The organism is Tenericutes bacterium MZ-XQ, from assembly GCA_002838205.1.
Lineage (GTDB): Bacteria > Bacillota_I > Bacilli_A > Acholeplasmatales > Acholeplasmataceae > Mariniplasma.
The window spans coordinates 329,446-347,281 of sequence record CP017950.1; the positions used below are offsets into that span (position 1 = coordinate 329,446).

The window sequence follows — 17,836 nt, forward strand, 5'->3', positions numbered from 1 at the left end:
ATCAATAACGAAATGCCAGAGATCAAAATTATTCTCTGGCATTTTTATATAGAGAAAAGCGAGTTTAGTCAACTCGCTTTTGTGTAATAAATTTAGATTTTTAGCAATCGAGCGTTAATAGCTACAATGACTGTACTTAGTGACATTAATACTGCTCCAACTGCAGGACTCAATAGAATACCAATAGAACTTAATACACCAGCAGCTAAAGGAATAGCTATAATATTATATCCTGTTGCCCATATGAGGTTTTGAATCATTTTCTTATAGGTTGATTTAGAAAGTTTTATGATATTTACGACATCCATTGGATTACTCTTAACAAGGATGACATCTGCAGTTTCAATCGCGACATCTGTACCTGCACCAATTGCAATACCAAGGTGTGCTTTAGCTAGTGCTGGTGCATCATTGATGCCATCACCTGTCATGGCTACAAGACGCCCTTCTTTTGTAAGTGATTCAATCTTATCTGATTTTTGATCAGGTAAAACCTCTGCAAATACATGTTGAATACCAATCTTTTTAGCAACTTCATCAGCAACTTTTTGATTATCTCCTGTCAGCATATATGAATCAATGCCCATATCTTTCAGTGTTTCAATAGCCTCTTTTGAGGTTTCTCTAATCATATCGTTTAAAGCAATATAACCCATCAATTGTTTATCTTTGAGTACAAAAACGACCGTGTTACCTTGGGAAGCTAATGCTTCATAAGACGTTTGATCAAAGGAGATATCGAGTGTTTTGATATATCCAGGACTCACAATTTCAATGGTTGATTGATCAATGACACCGACAAGCCCCTTTCCTGGGATTGCTTTAATATCTTTAGCTTTAAGTAGTTGAACTTTTTTATCTTTAGCGGCACTTACGATTGCTTTTGCAATGGGATGCTCTGATTCATTTTCGATGGCATATGCTAAAGAGAGAAGTTCGTTTTCACTTAGACTAAGGCCTTCAATTTTTGAAATACCAAATTCTCCTTTGGTGAGTGTGCCGGTTTTATCGAATACAATGGTATTGATTTTGCGTGCATTTTCAAAGTTAGCTCTATTGCGAATGAGTAACCCGTGTTTTGCACCTATGCTTGATGAAACAGCAGTAACAAGTGGTGTTGCTAATCCAAGTGCATGAGGGCATGAAATAATGACAACAGTTACAGCTCTTTCCATAGCAAATCCAATATCTTTACCGAGTAACATCCATATAACAAATGTTGATATACCGCCTAATAATGCAACATAGAATAAGTATTTCGCAGCAACATCGGCTAGTCTTTGAGTTTTTGAACGTGTTTTTTGAGCGTCTCTGACAAGTTTAATGACTTGTGAGAGGAATGTCTCATCACCAATACGTGTCACCTCATACTTTAGTGAACCTTCAGCGTTAATTGAACCACCTATTAATTCGTCGCCAGGTGATTTATCTACAGGAACTGACTCACCAGTTAACATGGATTCATTGACTGATGACTTTCCCTCGATAACTTTACCATCAATCGGAACTTTTTCTCCAGGTCTGACTAATAAAATCATACCTGCTTTAACTTGAGTGACTGATATATCATTAATGTGACCTTCTTGGTCAATGACGTGAGCTTCTTCAGGCATCAGTTTTAAGAGTTCTTCTAAAGCTCTTGATGCACCTAATACAGACTTCATTTCAATCCAGTGACCGAGTAGCATGATTGAGATGAGTGAAGATAACTCCCAGAAAAAGTCTTGACCGGTTTGGAATATGACGGTATATGCACTATAGATATATGCGACGACAATAGCAAGGCCAATGAGAGACATCATAGCTGGTGCTTTTTGCTTCATCTCTTCAAAAGTACCTTTAAAAAATGGTAATCCGCCATATATAAATAACAAAGTGCTGAGTGTCAAAAGAATGTATAAGTCTCCAGAAAATCTTAGATTCAAATCGAAAAATTCCTGAATCATAGGTGAGAGAGTTAAAATTGGAACTAATAATACTAGTGAAATCAAAAACCTTCTTTTAAAATCTTTAACCATCATAGTATGGTGATCGTGATGCCCTTCATGACTTTGATGCTCTGCACCTTTGTAACTATCACCGTGACTATGGTTGTGAATTTCTTCATGATGGTGTATGTGGTCATCATGCGTTTCGTGATTCATGGCTTTTTTATTGTGGTCGATATGCTCATCCTTATCTACTTTGTGATGATGATGATTGTGTTTATGTTTGTCCATAATTTGCCTCCTTTAGGCTAGTTTAAGTGTTGTAAGACATGTATTTGATGTAGTAAAAGTTGAAACTTCGTCAGTTGCCGAAAAATTCTCATATGAAACATTAATCTGATATCGTTTATTTATTGGTAACCAAATACCGGCAAATCCATTCGAACTGCTTATAATAGTTTTTTCTATGATGACAGTATTTGTTTGAGAATCAACAATCTTAACTTCAAAAGATTTATTTTTTAACTCTCCACGACAGGTGACTAAATTATGATTAGCACAAGGATGAGTCTGATTGACATAGGGTGCAAATGAGAGATAAAACTGACCTTTAGGTAGTTCTAACTCCATCTGATGTGTCGCATCACCTAAAAGCAATTTTGTTCCAGTAATCGCTGCACTAAAATTTGTAGGTTCATTTAAATCATTCTCTAAATAGGTCACTATATCTTTTACTGTCATACCATCTAGATCATATTTTGCCAAGAAATCATTTCGATTTGGTGAATTTGCTGCTACAAAAGCAATAAGTCCAATAAATGCTATAAATATGGAAAAACTGATTAGTAATTTCTTTTTCATCATAGACCTCACCTCAAGTATTTCACTAAAATTTCAGTGATTTCATCAATTTTTTCTTTACCTTTTTGTTCGAAAATAGCTTCTGTAACGCATGTACTAATATGATCGTTTAATATTAATGCATTAGCATTTTGAAGCATAGCAATAACTGATAGTATCTGTTTTGAGATATCTACACAGTATCTTCCTTCTTCATACATTTTGAGTATGCCTTCCATTTGACCTCGTCCAGTTTTTAGTAACTGCTTGATTTTTTCCTCATTCATGTGTTTTGTGTTATGTTGATGCGATTGACTCATAGTTTTCCTCCTTAAACCCCACCACGGGAGGGGTATACAAGTACATTATATCATGGTAATATAAAAATGCAATAATATTTTTACATTCATTTTATATTCATAATTGTTTGGTATTATATAGTCGAGGTGAATAAGATGAATAAAAAACAAGGTATCTTTTTAGGAATTTTTATTGCATTAATGGTTATAGTTGCTATCGCATTCTGGTATTTTTCACCACAGTGGGCAGACAATAGTGATTATCCATATTATGGTCATATTGTGGGAGGTTGGGGTATGCCATTTGGTATGTTAGCTATGGGTATATTTTGGATTGGTGTGATTTACTTCGCATTAAATGGTTTTAGTTATCGCAGTGAATGCAGACACGATCAAGCAATTGAGGTATTAAAATCACGACTTGCAAAAGGTGAGATTACAATTGATGAATATGAAAAACTAATAGAAAAATTGAGGGATAAATAATATGAGAAAAGGTTTGATTGCTTTCGGACTAACCATCACAGTTGCATTTTTAGGCATGTTATCAATGGGGGCTGTAAATGCATATTCACGCGATAATGGTAATGATATTCTTGAGTTAAATTTAAGCCAACATGGCATGATGGGATCAAATTACAGTCTTTATAGTTTTGAAAGAATATATCTTCATCTATCTACTGATAATCAAGAAAAATTAGATTCTGGTTTTGCTAATGAGTTAATAACCACAGATATTCAACAAAAAACTGTTGTAGAGGTTGTTGAAATCATTGAGCAGATTAAATCGGATATCATAGATGATGTTCAGATTGAGTATTCTACCCAACGATTTGGCATGATGGGCGGTAACATGATGGGGTATGGTGGAAATGATCCATATGCAAATTGTGGTTACCAGAATAATGCTAGTACTTATGAATGGTTGTATATTCATTCGAGTGATGCCCAAAGAGATAGTTTGGACTTATCATTTGCGGAAGCTATTATGAATTTGGATTTGTCAAATCTATCAGTTCAAGAACTAGTTGAAAGCATAAATGAAATTAAGACAAATTTAGTTAATCAACTATCAAATCTGGTTCAGCCGAATGAATAAAGAAGTTGTGGGTGGGTAAACATACTCACCCATATTTTTGTTGTTGTTGTTGTATAATATTCACATAGGAAGTGATTTGAATGAAAACATTAATTGTTGAAGATTATCCGAAGATCAATCAGTTATTAGCGATGTATGCGCGTAATGATGGACATGAAGTCAAACAAGTATATAACGGTGAGGAAGCACTTGCAGCAGTTCATCATGAAAAGTTTGATATTATTCTCTTAGATTTAATGCTTCCTGGAATACAAGGAGAAGAACTAATCAAACAAATACGCAAAGTGTCAGATGTTTATATTGTTGTATTATCAGCAAAAATTGATATCAAAGATCGTGTCGATGTCATCACACTTGGAGCTGATGATTACATGATTAAACCTTTTTCAATTGAGGAGGTCATGGCAAAACTCAAAAATGTTGAAAAAAGACTTGTTGTTAATCATCCAACAATCTATACATTTAATCATTCACATCTAAAAGTTCTACCCTTAAGTAGAGAGGTTTTTGTTCACAATCAATTGATCAATTTAACACAATACGAATATGATATTTTATTGCATCTGCTTTCGCATCCTAACATTGTTTTTTCTAGAGATATGATTATTGAGCAGTGTTTTTCAAATAGTGATGCTTATGACCGCGTTATTGATGTTTTCATAAAAAACATCAGAAAAAAAATTAATTTTTCTTCTGAAAAGTCATACATTAAAACGCATTATGGTATTGGATATCAGTTTGTGGGGGTAAAAGATGAATAGTATAAAGAACCTCCTTATATCACAAATCTTTAAAATAGTGCTCATCATTTTTCTATCAACCATTTTTTTATTGAATATTGCTTTTTATTTTTTTACAAATAACCAATTCCAAAAAGAAATTGCAAGACAATATGATGAACTATACAATATGACTGCTCATCTATCCACTGAAGAAAACTTCGAAACTTTAATCGTATATTTGGAGCATTATACACATAATAATGATGTAACAATTCATTTCAAAAATGTTACAGAACAAACCGTTTTCACCAATGATTTTGATGATATATTAATAAAGTTTGAAGCTATATATTATGATAATGCTCTGCTTGGTTATTTAGCAGTCGACTTTGAATCTTCTAAATTAAGTAAAGATATTCTTTACGGCTTTGTTGGGTTAAATTTAGTCTCTATTACATTGTTCGCTTTTGGGATGTATATTTTATATAAATTTCTTAGAAATGAAAATACTAAGATAAGGTTGGACTTAAAACATATTGAGACAGAAAGTTCGACTTTCGCATATAAAGAAATGAAACAATTGCACTTTCAACTCATGACTAACCAAGTTCAAAGAGAAAAACAAAGATCTGTTTATGAGTCTCATATCAAGAGTATTGCACACGATATCAAAACCCCTCTTTCAGTAATACGAATCTATGCAGATTCATTAGTCAATGAAAAACTTAATCCAACTAAAGATGTTTTTTTGGATATTCAAGTAGAAACTATTAAAATAATGAACTTAATTCCTAAGTTTATTGAGCTCGATTATGTTGAAATACCATATCTTCAAAATATCTCTTTATTTATTAACAAATACGCACATAAGTACAAAGAAATATTCGAAAGTAAACAGATTTCTATAACACTCGAATTAGAGACTTTACTTGTAAATATTTCAGATAAAGATTTAGAAAGATTAATTGAACACCTTTTATTCAATGCTTTTTATTATTCTAATCCACAATCAAATATTACAATCTCAGTTCAAAATAAAACAAGAAGACTGGTAGTTAGTGATGAAGGGATTGGTATGACAAGTGAAACAATTATAAATATCTTAAAAGGTCCTTATCGTTCAGAAGAGGCAATGAAATTTAACGAAAAAGGTAGTGGATTGGGTCTTCAATTTGTAAAAGATATTGTTCGAAAATTGGAAGCAAATTTGCAAATTGACAGTGTTGTAGGACATGGAAGCAAAATAAGTATTCAATTTTCTTAATAAAAAGCAGAAATTCATCGGTGCAAATGAATGTGCGGTATCGAACTTGTTTTCACAATCTATAATGAAATGTATTGCTTATATGTTCCACACTGGAAAAAGTCTGGAATGGGGAAACATAAAATGGCCAAAAATATGTTTCCGACGTACACGAAACGACAAATTTTCGAGCAATTAGATATACTCCACGCAGAGTAAAACTAGTCATATAACATTGAATTATGACCAAAATATGTTTCTTTGGTATTATCGTTGCTTGTTAGTGTAAACATAAAATGGTCATTTTGATGTTATTTGAGTACACACAACACCCCATTTTCGAGCAATATGGTGCACTCAACGCAGATTGAATGAGACAACATATTATTAAAAGTGACGGAAAATGGACAAACCTTATTGGACAAACAATTATATTGTTTTTATAGTATAATTGTAATAAACAGTTCTTGTTTTATGACTTATCAAAATATGAACTTTTAGCACAAAAACAGATAAAGTCCATAAAGAGGTTGCAGTAAAGTTCATAAAGAGGTTATACAAAATACAGATAAAGTCCAAAAAGACAAGACAGTTAAAAAAAGATATTGTATTTGTCAATAGTCTTTTCTATTTAATCATCACTAATTCAAAAGAAAATAATTAAACACCCCGATGAGGTATTAAACAGTTGACAACTACTTCAATGAGGTATAAAATATAAGTAGAGGTGATTTATATGAATCAATCACTAAAGGCAGTGAGAGAGAATCTTGGACTTACACAATTAGAAGTATCTAAATTGATTGATATTCCAATAAATACAATTAGAAACTGGGAACAAGAAATTAGAACGCCAAGTGAATGGGCACTCAACTTATTAATAGATAGAATATTAAGAGAATCAATTGAACAGCACACTGTTGTTGATGAAGAAACTGGTATTTTGTCTTTTTTAACTATTAAAAAAAATGTTGCTAAAATTGCAGCGAAGTATGATATTGAGCGTATTTATTTATTTGGATCATATGCCAAAGGACAAGCCACAGAAAATAGTGATATTGATCTATATATGGAATCTAATTTATTCGGATTGGAGTATTATGAATTTGTTGAAGAACTAAGAGAAAAACTGAAGAAGAAAGTTGAAGTGCTAAGTAATAAAACAATTATAGAACACTCAAAAATAGATCAAGAGATTAAAAAGACGGGGATACTGATTTATGAAAGATGAGATATATATTGAGCGTATCAATAAGTATGCAAAGAAAATAGGCAAATATATGGAAGAGGTCGATACATTTACAGACTTTGAGAACAACGACGAAAAAGTCGATGCAGTTATATTAAACCTAGAACAAATTGGTGAAACAGCTAAGAAACTTTCAGATAAGACAAAACAAAATTTTAATTCTATTCATTGGCCAAGCATTATTGGCTTAAGAAATATGATATCACATGAATACGAAGGTATTAGACTAAATATCATTTATGACATTGCTACAGTAAATATACCAGAGTTGTTATCTAAACTAGATAAATAAGATGAACTTTTAGCATCATAAGTGATAAATTCCGTTAAGAGGTAGTAGTAAAGTCCATAAAGACAAAACACATGTTTAAAATGTATATTTACTATATTGACATTTTTTAATTATCATGTAATATCAATTCTTCAATATGTCGGAATTTGATGTTAGTAAATAATAGTTTTATAAGTAAAGACCATTCGGTCTTTATTTTTGTCGGTATCATAGAGATAAGAAGAAATAGCAATATATGTTATAAAACGATTCATGTATTTAAAAAAAGTTAAATAAATAAGTACATAAAGGAGTCATTTAAAATGAGTAAAACTGAAGTAATCATATTGGGAACACTACACGGACTCCACAAAGATCATAAAAAATATAGTTATGAAGATATCTTTGATTTAGTTACCTTTTATAATCCAGATGTTTTAGGTGTAGAAATAAGAAAAGAAGATATGAACCAACCACTTGAATACTTAAGTGAGTTTTATCCATATGAAATGATTGAACTTAAATCTCGATTCAACCATTCTATGGAGGTTTATGGCTTTGATTTTTTAGGTCATGACCTGATAGATAAGTTAATTCCTAATAATTATTTCGAGAATCATAAGAAAACGCTATTGGAAAAACAGTTTGAGCATGATAATGATGTTGTTCAAGCAAAAACACTTTTCGATATCATCAATCAAACTAGACTAGATCTCATTATGGATTATAATGCTCAATCAATCAATAATGGCATGTATGACTTGATAAGTAATATTTACTATAAGCAAATGAAGTTCTTGTTTGAAAATACAGTTTATAGAGAACTATCAGATTTCTATGCTTCAAGAGATCATCGTATTGCACAAAACATTATCGAGATTATCCAAGCAAACCCAAACAAAAGAATGGTTTTTGTTATGGGTATAGATCACAGAGCATATACTATAGATGCCATCAAGACATTTTTCAAAGAATCTATATACCTATTGCCTGTTATCAATTTAAAAGATTAGACTAAGTCTTATCATTTATTTCGATAGCAATCTAAAAATGGTCATCATAACCAGATTAATCAAGATCTGATCAAAAGTTATAAATACGCTTATCCATCTAAATTTTTTCCTTAGTTGACTTCATAGAATTAGCAGACACATAACAATGAACAAGTTTCTTAAGTTAACCAATTTGTCGCTATAAATGAACATAAATAGCTATATAAAAATATTAAAATCTATTTGGCCTATGCAGATATCATTGATATTATAGTATAATTATTATAATTAGTTTGATTTTGAGTTTACATGTGCTTTTACGATAACGACAATGAAAACGATAAAAAATCAATCATATAACACTTTGAGGAGACTTACTATAATAAGTCAAGCAATAAATGATAAAAAATAGTAAAAGACCTCACATGGAAGCCTATATAAGTTTTATGAACAAATAAGAGGTAGCTACACCCTCATTTGATTATTTGAAATGTGAATGATCAAATGTCAGTTGGTTGACACCTAAATAGTATATCGTGCGTATTAGTTTTCTAACAGAGTGAACCATGGCGACTTTATGATGTTTACCTTCAGCACGTTTCTTAAGGTAATAATCATAGAGTTTAGGATTCAATCTTAAGCCCGCAAAAGTGATTTGCCAAAAAGTCATTCTAAGTAATCCGGATCCACGTTTGACGATATGTCCTCTGGTTTCTATTGTTCCTGATTGATTGACAGATGTATCCAGTCCAGCAAATGAAACAATTTGAGCTGGATTTGTAAAGTTTTTAAAATCACCAAGTTCGGCGATGATAATTGCTGCAGAGATGATGTTGAGACCTGGAATGGTTGTCAGTGTTTGATTGATATTTTCCATGAGATGGATGATTTCATGTTCAACAGATTCAATGATTTCAGTTAACGTCTCATAGTGTTTTATGGAGTGTTTAAGAAGTAACAGATCAGACTGAGTTTCATATCCAACTGATGATTTAGCTAAAGATTTAAGTTTTTGAACTCTAACATAAGATAATCTGCCTTTAGAGTGACTTCTAATGGATTCATAGTCATTGTTAGAAAGTTTCGAAATTCTTGCTCTGGATTTGAACTTTTTAAGGATGAACATCGCACTACTAGAGAGTCTTTCGTTAAAAAAAGGTTTAAACTCAGGAAAGATACGATCAAGGATGTTTGTCAGTTCAATGAGTGTTTTAGAACGATTGACCATTTGAACATGACGATACCTTACCAGTTGTTTTAATTCGTTGATGTGGTAAAATTTAGTATGTAAGGTCTTGTAGTCAACAGAACCTAGCATACTTGAAATCGTTTTGGCGTCAACTTTATCTGTCTTTGTCTTACGTAACGATAATGCCTTGGAAAACATGTGCGTTAAGTAAGGGTTAAATTCCAGATAAGTATAACCAGATGCCGTGATAAACTGTTTAAGGTTTGATCCATAGTGTCCTGTTGACTCAAGACCTATTCTTATTTCTTTTGACTGATCTAAAGATTTTAAGACCTCAAGAAATAAATCGAAACCTAAACGATTGTTATCAAAGCTGAATGCTTTGATTTGAATACCTGCTTCAGTAGCTATGAAGCAGTCGTGTTTGTACTTAGAGATATCAATTCCGATTAAGTACATAAAAACACCTCCAATATAAGTTTTAGCACTGGGTAAGTCACAGATTTCTTATTTATGTAGTCTTGTGATGAAGCGTCAAGCGCTAACTTACTGATTGACATTAAAAATAAGAACTGTGGTAAGAGTCTCCTCCAATAGTCAAAGCTATATATAAATGACACAAATCCACAGTGCTTAATTTAATTATAACAATAGAAAGAAAGGAAGTTATACTCTAACTATTATTACAGTTTTGAGTATACAAGAATATTATGAAATTTGTTTGCATACTTGGAGATAGTGCTGTTGGCAAAATGACTGTTGGACAAAAACTTGAAGCATTAACAGGTTTTTCTCTTTTTCACAATCATATGACCATTGAGCTCGTTCTTGATGTTTTTAAATCATTTCATATTCCTGCGATTGAAGCACTAAGATTTACGATTTTCGAAGAGTTTATCAAAACAGATTTGCCGGGACTTATTCTAACTTTACAGTTACCTTTTGACATTCAAGAAGAAGTTCTTTATCTAGAAAATTTAATTGATTATTTTGAGTCTAGAGATGTTGAATCATATATTGTTGAGCTCGATGCAACATTAGAAGAAAGACTGCGTAGAAATAAAACAGAAAATAGACTCAAGCATAAGGCATCAAAAAGAGATCTAGAAATATCAGAAAGACGATTGTTAAATGCGTCAAATAAGTATCGATTTATTTCAAAACCTGGTGAAGTAAAGCATCCGAGATTTTTACAAATCGATAATACGAACAAAAGTGCTGAAGAAGTTGCACGGATGATATGTGACTATTTTAAATTTTAATGTTGGAAATGATAGATTGAACATTTTTTTGATGATATAAGTATTGTCATAAATAAATGTTCTATAAACTTAGGATATATGTATAGATAAAATTTATAGAATAAGTTGATTGATGATGAGATGAAGAGATATGATGAAACAGTTACATGGAGACTAATAAATGATCACAATAGTAAAAGCTACACCAAATGATTTTGAGATATTAGCTGATCTAGAAATTAGATCCGAATCATATTGGGGTTACAGCTCAAAGTTCATGGAGAAATTCAAAGAAATATATTTAATAACAGAAGCATTTATCATAAATAATCCAACGTATATTCTCAAAGAAGATGATCATATCATCGGTTTTTATGGGTTGCTGCAAAAAGATGATGAAAATTCTTTAGAGTATTTTTTTATAGACTCTAGGTATATCGGTAAAGGATATGGTAGAATATTATGGAAGCACATCATTCAAACATGTAAAAAACTAAAAATTAAAGAGTTTACAATCATAACAAGTCCAGATGCAAGAGGATTTTATTCTAAAATGGGAGCAATAATTCATACGCATGTAGATTCATTAATATCAACGGGCAATCAAACACCAAAACTTATTTATAAGTTATGAATAAAGAATAAAATATAGATTAATATTTTTGACTAACAACACAAGGAGAAATATTATGCGATTATTTCATGTTAGCGAAGATCCTAATATAGAGGTCTTTAATCCAATCATACCTTACCGAAAAGATATGGATCAATCAGTTGGTGTTGTTTGGGCATTATCAGAAAGAACTTTGCCTAATTTTTTAACACCAAGAGATTGCCCAAGAGTAACATACCATGTTAGTCCTGATACGACAGATGAAGATATAAAACGTTATCTTTCATCTCCTTCAGCATCACATTGTGTTGCCATTGAACATCGTTGGTTAAATGTATTATTAAACACCGAATTAACCATTTACGAATTTGATCCTAAACATTTTGAATTACAGGATGAAATTGCTGGATATTATGTAAGTAAAGAAATAGAAGTGCCAATTGGAAAGTATAAAGTTAAACATATTATCGATGAACTTATTGAAAGAAATATTGAACTTCGTATACTTCCAGAACTCTTTACTTTAAGAGACCAAATCATAAACACATCATTTAATTGGTCGATGTGTAGAATGAAAAACGCAAAATAATGCTTGTATAATTGAACTTATAAAAAAAGAGGTAAAAATGAAAAAGACACTAATCATCACATTTTCGATCATTTTGGTTTTTGTAGTCATATCTGCGATTGCTACAAAAATCATTTATGATCAATCATTTCCAAGATTTGAGAGGCATGACACTTCAATCAATGCATATGTAAGATATGAAGACTTAGAGGGTTCATATCCAAGAGAAGTCGTAGAGTTTAAATCTCAAGAAAATACTCTGAAAGGATATATCTATCTTCAAGATAACTCACATGGACTTATCGTCATCGCGCATGGTTTAGGTGGAGGTGCAGATAGTTACTTATCATATATGAAGTGGTTTTATGACCAAGGATGGTCAATTTTTATGTATGATGCTACTGGCAGTTTTGATAGTGAAGGTGAAGGTACAAAAGGTTTTCCACAATCGATTATAGATATTGATCATGCACTTAAATACATCAAAACAAATGAATCACTTAACACACTTGATATTGTCTTGTTTGGACATAGTTGGGGTGGATATGCAGTAGTCAATGCACTTCATTTACACGACAACATCAAAGCAGTTGTAAGCATTGCTGCACCAAGTAAAGCTGATGACTTTGTGACATCACAAATCAAAAACATGGTAGGATTTCTTGCATATACGCAAAAACCATTTGTTCAAATCTATCAAAATATATTATTTAAAGAGTATGCAAATCTTGATGGTATCAAAGCAATCAACGGTTATGCTGGGCCTGTGATGATCATTCAAGGAAAAAACGATGAAATGGTTACTTATGATAAATCATCGATTTATGCTCAAAAAGATGAGATTACATCTGATCATGTAATTTATAAACTCATAGAGGATGAAAAAAGAAGCGGACATGATAACTTATTTCGATCTGATGACGCTATTAACTATATAGAGCAAATCAATGTAACCTATAGAGCTTTATTTGATCAATATGATGGAGAAATTCCATATGAAATCAAACAAGATTTCTATAATGGTGTCGATCGTTTTCAAGTTCAAGAGTTAAATGAATCTTTGATGATGGATATCAATCAATTCTATTTAGATAGTATTAAATAATAAAAAAAAGTCTACCGGAGGAAACTATTTGATTAAAACGGACAACTTAAAAAAAGGCTAGGACATAGTATAGTGTTCTAGCTTTTTTTGTTAGAATGAATATAAAGGAGTCGTTAGAATGAATGAAAGAAAAACAAGAAAGCATCCATCGTATACAATTGATGAGAAAAACAAGATTGTAGAACTGTATTTAAGCAAAGAGAAAACACAGCGTCAAATACTTAGAAGTTTTGATATTGTTCATAGTCAATTAGATTTATGGGTAAAACAGTATCGAAAGCATGGCACTTGTGTAGATCGTAGAGGAAAAGGTACGAAAAAAGATATACCAAACAAAGGTAGACCTAAGAAGCTTAACTTGGACATCATGAGTAAAGAAGAACTGTTAAAATATATCAAAAGTGGTGAAGACATAAAAAAAGCGGTAGCCTACCTAAGAACGCGCGAGAAAAATACCAAGTCATAGACCAATTAAAGGATCGTTATTCTATCATCTATCTCTGCATGAGGATGTCATGTTCAAGAAGCGGTTACTATGAATGGATTCGCTTAGGTAGGCCAAAATATAAAGCGTTCAATGAATTGCTTAACCATCAGATTGTTAGTCTCTACCATAAAGATAAAAGATGGGGCATAGAAACAATTCAAATGAAATTAAAGAAAATACACGGCGTCTTTACCACGAAGAGCACCGTGTATCGATACATGAAACTGAATGGTATTCAGTCTATTATCAGACGAAAGAGAAAAAGATATAGCAAGGTCAACCATCATCGCATTCCTAATCTCCTTCAAAGAGATTTTACCACAAAAATGTCAAATCAAAAGTGGAGTATAGATGTTTCTTATTTGCCCACAACACAAGGAACCATCTATTTGTGTGCGATAAAAGATCTCTATGATAAATATATTGTCAGTTACAAAGTTTCCGAAAGAAATGATTTGAAACTAGTCATGGATACTTTAAAACAAGCAACAAGAACCGTACCCAGAAATTATCGCAAAGGATTAATACTGCATTCTGATCAAGGTACCGCATTTGTTGGACAAACTTACCATAGGTGGTTGAAAAGACATTGGATAAAACATAGTGTATCAGCAAAAGGCAGCTGCGTAGATAATTGTCCAATAGAATCTTTCTTCAGTCAATTTAAAAGTGAATGTATGCATCTTCATCATCAAATCACAATAAAACAAATGAAAACACTTGTCGATTCTTACATCACATATTACAATGAAGATAGACAAAGTAAAATAATAAAAGAGTTGACACCTCTACAATTGAGAATGTCAACTCTTCCTAGCCTTTTTTAATTACTGTCCATATTTAGCAAACAGTTTCGAGTAGACTTTTTATTTTTGAAATTATTATCTAATTGTTGCAGAAAGCATCCAAACGTGTTTTTCAAAACTTGACATTGTACCGATAACTAAGTCAGCAGTAACTTCATCGCCTAAACTTTGAGCAATTTCTAGAACTTCTTTTAATTCAGCATGGATTAATTTGATGTCATCTAAAACATGTTTAACCATATCCATAGCATCTTCTTTACCACTAGCTTCTTTTAATGAAGTAGCTTCTAAATATGCCTTCATGTTTGATAGTGGCTTGCCACCAATCATTAATAATCTTTCAGCAAATGCATCATATAACTCGTTCATTTCGTCATATAAGCCTTCGAATTTTTCATGTAATTGATAAAATTGTGGTCCTTCTACATACCAATGATAGTGATGTAGTTTCGTAAAAAATACACTTAAGTTTGCAACTTGTTTGTTTAAAACCTTATAAAGTTTTTCCATAATAAGTTTACACCTTTCCTTTCTTTATCTATATAAATTATAACACTATTTATAATAAATAACAAACCATGTGCTCTATCTTTTCTAGTAGAAAAAAAACTAAATTTATGGTAATATAATTAGCAGGTGATAATATGTTTGATAGACTAAAATTGATAGAAAAACAATATAAAGAGATACAAGATAAATTAGCGAGCGGCACTTTAGAAGTTAAAGAAATGACAGGACTTCTAAAAGAGTCTGCCAGTATTCAAGAAACTGTAGAAACTTTTCAAACCTATCAAGAAAAAGAAAATGAATTAAATGATTTAAAAGAAATGCTCGAGTTAGAAGAAGATGATGATCTTATTCAAATGGCAGAAAAAGAAATCGAAAAACTTGAAGCATTTTTAGAAAAAACCGAAGAGCGATTGAAAATTTTACTACTTCCAAAAGATCCTAATGATGATAAAAACGTTATTTTTGAAATCAAAGGGGCTGCTGGTGGTGATGAAGGTAATATCTTTGCAGGTGATTTATTTAGAATGTATACAAAATATGCTGAATCAAAAAACTGGAAGATTGAAATCTTAAATGCTATGGAAGGTGCAATGGGTGGTTATACATCCATTGAATTTATGATATCTGGTAAACTTGTGTATTCATTTATGAAATATGAATCAGGCACACACCGTGTGCAAAGAGTACCAGAAACAGAATCTCAAGGTCGAATCCATACCTCAACAGCAACCGTTCTTGTTATGCCAGAAGCCGAAGAAGTTGAAGTTGATATTAGTTGGAATGATATCCGTTTTGATACATTTAACTCAAGTGGTCCAGGTGGACAATCTGTGAATACTACAAAATCAGCCGTAAGACTTACACACATTCCAACAGGGATTGCTGTAAGTTGTCAAGAAGGTAAATCTCAACACGAAAACAAGGATAAAGCATTTAGATTACTTAAAACAAGAATCTATGATCAATTCTTAGCTGAACAAGCAGCAAAAGAAGATGCAGAAAGACAAGCGTTAGTTGGTAGAGGCGATAGAAGCGAGAAGATTAGAACCTATAATTACCCTCAAAATAGAGTTTCTGACCATCGTATTGGCTTAACGCTACAAAGACTAGATGCAATTATGGAAGGGCGCTTAGATTTGATTTTAGAGCCATTATTAAATGAATTTCAAAAACGTCAATTAACTGGAGAATTAACTAAGTGACATATGAAAAACTCTTAAGGTTTTCTGAAAAGGAAGCGTTAAAATATGATAAAGAAGTAGAAGCTGTCAAGCTTCTTTTAATGGAACTTTCTGGACTTGATCCACATGAGTTCTTTTTAAACTTGAAAACAGATGTTGACCAAAAGTTTTATGACTTTTTTATAGATAAGTTGTATAAATATTTAAAAGAAGATATACCAGTTCAACACTTGATTGGTTATTCTTATTTTTATGGATATAAATTTAATGTATCACATGATGTTTTAATTCCTAGAAGTGAAACTGAACAGCTTGTAGAAGAAGTCTTATACTTATATGATGACTACTTTGAAGGTAAAGATGTTAAAGTGCTAGACTTAGGTACGGGTAGTGGTTGTATTGGTGTAACTTTATCATTAGAAGAAAAGCATATGGATGTCACCATTAGTGACATTAGTTTAAAGGCTTTAGAAGTTGCTAAAAGCAACATCAAAAAATTAGGATCAGACGATAAATATCTCCATAGTGATTTATTTGATAACATCACAGGAGTATTTGATATCATCGTGTCAAATCCACCTTATATTCCTAATGAAGAAGCGTTAGAAAATATTGTAAAAAAAGAACCAAATGTCGCACTTTTTGGTGGTGTTTTAGGTACTGATTTTTATGAAAAAATATTAGAAAACATTAAGCCTTTTTTAAAGAAAAAAGCTTTGATCGCATTTGAACATGGGTATCTACAAAAAGAAGATATCAAAACATTTGTAGAAACATATTTACCAGAAGCAATCATCTTGCAAAAAAAGGATTTGCAACAAAAAGATAGATTTACTTTTATTGGTTTAGGAGGTGTTTTATCATGATGTATGAAGGTGATTTAATCATATTACCTACAGATACTGTTTATGGTCTAGCTGCGAAGTTATACGATGAAAAAGCATTAGACAAAATCTATAAAATTAAAGGTAAAAAACAATCAAAACAGATTCCTGTTTTAATCTCTTCGGTCGACCAACTCAAAGATATTTGCATCATGAGTAAGTTCTCGTTGGAACTCATGAAAAAATACTGGCCTGGAGCACTGACTATGGTTTTAAAAACTACACCAGAATACTTTGAAAAAACAAAGGAAGAAACATTAGCTGTACGTATGCCTAAACATCCAGTTGCTTTAAAACTTTTAGATACTTATGGTCCTTTAAAGGTTACGAGTTTAACTGATGAAGAAGGTAAGCCTATTGAAAGCATTAGACTTATTGAAAAAAACTTCAAAGCTAAAGTTAAAGATATTTATCCTCAAGGGCATATCCCAAAAAGCGATATTTCATCAACAGTTATTGATTTGACATCTAGATCGATTAAATTGATCAGAAAGGGTGAAATCACCCTAGAAGATATAGAGGCTTTTAAAGACAGTCTTAAGCGATGATAACATTTTCATTGTTAAAAACGACAACATTATCAAAAAGTTCCATGTTTATGGGACTTTT

General features: G+C 31.7%; 21 protein-coding genes. 16 read left to right on the forward strand and 5 right to left on the reverse strand.

The features are described from left to right. Positions 1-92 precede the first annotated feature (92 nt). From BK011_01720 to BK011_01730, 3 genes are all read right to left on the reverse strand, one after another. Entirely contained in the window at positions 93-2,144 is a 2,052-nt protein-coding gene (locus tag BK011_01720; protein AUD66113.1) for a copper-translocating P-type ATPase, read from the reverse strand. Positions 2,145-2,231: 87 nt separating this feature from the next. Beyond that, complete coding sequence (locus BK011_01725) at positions 2,232-2,789, reverse strand: hypothetical protein (GenBank protein ID AUD66114.1); 558 nt, start codon at positions 2,787-2,789, stop codon at positions 2,232-2,234. An 8-nt stretch (positions 2,790-2,797) separates the two neighbouring features. Then, positions 2,798-3,055: a transcriptional regulator gene (locus BK011_01730; protein ID AUD66115.1), complete on the reverse strand. Its 258-nt coding sequence runs from the start codon at positions 3,053-3,055 to the stop codon at positions 2,798-2,800. A 168-nt stretch (positions 3,056-3,223) separates the two neighbouring features. Between BK011_01730 and BK011_01735 the strand changes: the two genes are divergently transcribed. The 7 genes from BK011_01735 (at position 3,224) to BK011_01765 (ending at position 8,664) form a co-directional block, all read left to right on the forward strand. Further along, the gene (locus BK011_01735; protein AUD64457.1) at positions 3,224-3,553 is read left to right on the forward strand and encodes a hypothetical protein; all 330 of its coding nucleotides are present in this window, start codon (positions 3,224-3,226) and stop codon (positions 3,551-3,553) included. Between the two features lies 1 nt (position 3,554). Continuing rightward, the gene (locus BK011_01740; protein ID AUD64458.1) at positions 3,555-4,166 is read left to right on the forward strand and encodes a hypothetical protein; all 612 of its coding nucleotides are present in this window, start codon (positions 3,555-3,557) and stop codon (positions 4,164-4,166) included. 80 nt (positions 4,167-4,246) lie between these two features. Beyond that, positions 4,247-4,927, forward strand: a complete 681-nt coding sequence (locus BK011_01745; GenBank protein AUD64459.1) for a hypothetical protein — start codon at positions 4,247-4,249, stop codon at positions 4,925-4,927. Further along, positions 4,920-6,152, forward strand: a complete 1,233-nt coding sequence (locus BK011_01750; GenBank protein ID AUD64460.1) for a hypothetical protein — start codon at positions 4,920-4,922, stop codon at positions 6,150-6,152. The genes BK011_01745 and BK011_01750 overlap by 8 nt, the downstream gene beginning before the upstream one ends. Before the next feature lie 883 nt (positions 6,153-7,035). Then, on the forward strand, positions 7,036-7,362 hold the full coding sequence (locus BK011_01755; GenBank protein ID AUD66116.1) for a hypothetical protein: 327 nt from the start codon (positions 7,036-7,038) through the stop codon (positions 7,360-7,362). Continuing rightward, positions 7,352-7,672 carry a hypothetical protein gene (locus BK011_01760; GenBank protein ID AUD64461.1) on the forward strand — a complete coding sequence of 107 codons (321 nt, stop codon included), beginning with the start codon at positions 7,352-7,354 and terminating at the stop codon, positions 7,670-7,672. Before BK011_01755 ends, BK011_01760 begins: the two co-directional genes overlap by 11 nt. 302 nt (positions 7,673-7,974) lie before the next feature. Next, on the forward strand, positions 7,975-8,664 hold the full coding sequence (locus BK011_01765) for a hypothetical protein (protein ID AUD64462.1): 690 nt from the start codon (positions 7,975-7,977) through the stop codon (positions 8,662-8,664). Positions 8,665-9,124: 460 nt separating this feature from the next. Here BK011_01765 and BK011_01770 read toward each other — a convergent pair whose 3' ends face one another. After that, a complete protein-coding gene (locus BK011_01770; GenBank protein ID AUD64463.1) occupies positions 9,125-10,291 on the reverse strand; it encodes a hypothetical protein in 1,167 nt (388 codons plus the stop codon). Between the two features lie 251 nt (positions 10,292-10,542). Here BK011_01770 and BK011_01775 point away from each other — a divergent pair, with 251 nt between their 5' ends. From BK011_01775 to BK011_01800, 6 genes are all read left to right on the forward strand, one after another. Continuing rightward, positions 10,543-11,094 carry a hypothetical protein gene (locus tag BK011_01775; GenBank protein AUD64464.1) on the forward strand — a complete coding sequence of 184 codons (552 nt, stop codon included), beginning with the start codon at positions 10,543-10,545 and terminating at the stop codon, positions 11,092-11,094. Between the two features lie 160 nt (positions 11,095-11,254). Next, on the forward strand, positions 11,255-11,707 hold the full coding sequence (locus BK011_01780) for a GNAT family N-acetyltransferase (protein AUD64465.1): 453 nt from the start codon (positions 11,255-11,257) through the stop codon (positions 11,705-11,707). A 55-nt stretch (positions 11,708-11,762) separates the two neighbouring features. Then, complete coding sequence (locus BK011_01785) at positions 11,763-12,275, forward strand: hypothetical protein (protein AUD64466.1); 513 nt, start codon at positions 11,763-11,765, stop codon at positions 12,273-12,275. A gap of 37 nt (positions 12,276-12,312) precedes the next feature. Further along, complete coding sequence (locus tag BK011_01790; protein AUD64467.1) at positions 12,313-13,359, forward strand: hypothetical protein; 1,047 nt, start codon at positions 12,313-12,315, stop codon at positions 13,357-13,359. A gap of 118 nt (positions 13,360-13,477) precedes the next feature. After that, a complete protein-coding gene (locus BK011_01795) occupies positions 13,478-13,825 on the forward strand; it encodes a hypothetical protein (protein AUD64468.1) in 348 nt (115 codons plus the stop codon). After that, positions 13,822-14,673: a hypothetical protein gene (locus tag BK011_01800; protein AUD64469.1), complete on the forward strand. Its 852-nt coding sequence runs from the start codon at positions 13,822-13,824 to the stop codon at positions 14,671-14,673. Before BK011_01795 ends, BK011_01800 begins: the two co-directional genes overlap by 4 nt. Positions 14,674-14,727: 54 nt before the next feature. On the opposite strand, the gene BK011_01805 is transcribed toward BK011_01800, so the two are convergent. Continuing rightward, positions 14,728-15,162, reverse strand: a complete 435-nt coding sequence (locus BK011_01805; protein AUD64470.1) for a DNA starvation/stationary phase protection protein — start codon at positions 15,160-15,162, stop codon at positions 14,728-14,730. A gap of 134 nt (positions 15,163-15,296) precedes the next feature. Here BK011_01805 and BK011_01810 point away from each other — a divergent pair, with 134 nt between their 5' ends. Genes BK011_01810 through BK011_01820 form a run of 3 tightly spaced genes read left to right on the forward strand, consistent with a single transcriptional unit; the run spans position 15,297 to position 17,775 of the window. Continuing rightward, positions 15,297-16,364 carry a peptide chain release factor 1 gene (locus tag BK011_01810; protein ID AUD64471.1) on the forward strand — a complete coding sequence of 356 codons (1,068 nt, stop codon included), beginning with the start codon at positions 15,297-15,299 and terminating at the stop codon, positions 16,362-16,364. Beyond that, the gene (locus tag BK011_01815) at positions 16,361-17,209 is read left to right on the forward strand and encodes a protein-(glutamine-N5) methyltransferase, release factor-specific (protein AUD64472.1); all 849 of its coding nucleotides are present in this window, start codon (positions 16,361-16,363) and stop codon (positions 17,207-17,209) included. Before BK011_01810 ends, BK011_01815 begins: the two co-directional genes overlap by 4 nt. After that, positions 17,206-17,775, forward strand: coding sequence for a threonylcarbamoyl-AMP synthase (locus BK011_01820; protein ID AUD64473.1), 570 nt, complete (start codon positions 17,206-17,208; stop codon positions 17,773-17,775). The genes BK011_01815 and BK011_01820 overlap by 4 nt, the downstream gene beginning before the upstream one ends. The last annotated feature ends 61 nt before the right edge of the window (positions 17,776-17,836 follow it).

Excerpts from the sequence above, each read along its gene's own strand:
- BK011_01720 (AUD66113.1), bottom strand. The coding sequence starts at position 2,144 with ATGAATCACGAAACGCATGATGACCACATACACCATCATGAAGAAATT.
- BK011_01725 (AUD66114.1), bottom strand. The coding sequence starts at position 2,789 with ATGAAAAAGAAATTACTAATCAGTTTTTCCATATTTATAGCATTTATT.
- BK011_01730 (AUD66115.1), bottom strand. The coding sequence starts at position 3,055 with ATGAATGAGGAAAAAATCAAGCAGTTACTAAAAACTGGACGAGGTCAA.
- BK011_01735 (AUD64457.1), top strand. The coding sequence starts at position 3,224 with ATGAATAAAAAACAAGGTATCTTTTTAGGAATTTTTATTGCATTAATG.
- BK011_01740 (AUD64458.1), top strand. The coding sequence starts at position 3,555 with ATGAGAAAAGGTTTGATTGCTTTCGGACTAACCATCACAGTTGCATTT.
- BK011_01745 (AUD64459.1), top strand. The coding sequence starts at position 4,247 with ATGAAAACATTAATTGTTGAAGATTATCCGAAGATCAATCAGTTATTA.
- BK011_01750 (AUD64460.1), top strand. The coding sequence starts at position 4,920 with ATGAATAGTATAAAGAACCTCCTTATATCACAAATCTTTAAAATAGTG.
- BK011_01760 (AUD64461.1), top strand. The coding sequence starts at position 7,352 with ATGAAAGATGAGATATATATTGAGCGTATCAATAAGTATGCAAAGAAA.
- BK011_01765 (AUD64462.1), top strand. The coding sequence starts at position 7,975 with ATGAGTAAAACTGAAGTAATCATATTGGGAACACTACACGGACTCCAC.
- BK011_01770 (AUD64463.1), bottom strand. The coding sequence starts at position 10,291 with ATGTACTTAATCGGAATTGATATCTCTAAGTACAAACACGACTGCTTC.
- BK011_01775 (AUD64464.1), top strand. The coding sequence starts at position 10,543 with ATGAAATTTGTTTGCATACTTGGAGATAGTGCTGTTGGCAAAATGACT.
- BK011_01780 (AUD64465.1), top strand. The coding sequence starts at position 11,255 with ATGATCACAATAGTAAAAGCTACACCAAATGATTTTGAGATATTAGCT.
- BK011_01785 (AUD64466.1), top strand. The coding sequence starts at position 11,763 with ATGCGATTATTTCATGTTAGCGAAGATCCTAATATAGAGGTCTTTAAT.
- BK011_01790 (AUD64467.1), top strand. The coding sequence starts at position 12,313 with ATGAAAAAGACACTAATCATCACATTTTCGATCATTTTGGTTTTTGTA.
- BK011_01795 (AUD64468.1), top strand. The coding sequence starts at position 13,478 with ATGAATGAAAGAAAAACAAGAAAGCATCCATCGTATACAATTGATGAG.
- BK011_01805 (AUD64470.1), bottom strand. The coding sequence starts at position 15,162 with ATGGAAAAACTTTATAAGGTTTTAAACAAACAAGTTGCAAACTTAAGT.
- BK011_01810 (AUD64471.1), top strand. The coding sequence starts at position 15,297 with ATGTTTGATAGACTAAAATTGATAGAAAAACAATATAAAGAGATACAA.
- BK011_01820 (AUD64473.1), top strand. The coding sequence starts at position 17,206 with ATGATGTATGAAGGTGATTTAATCATATTACCTACAGATACTGTTTAT.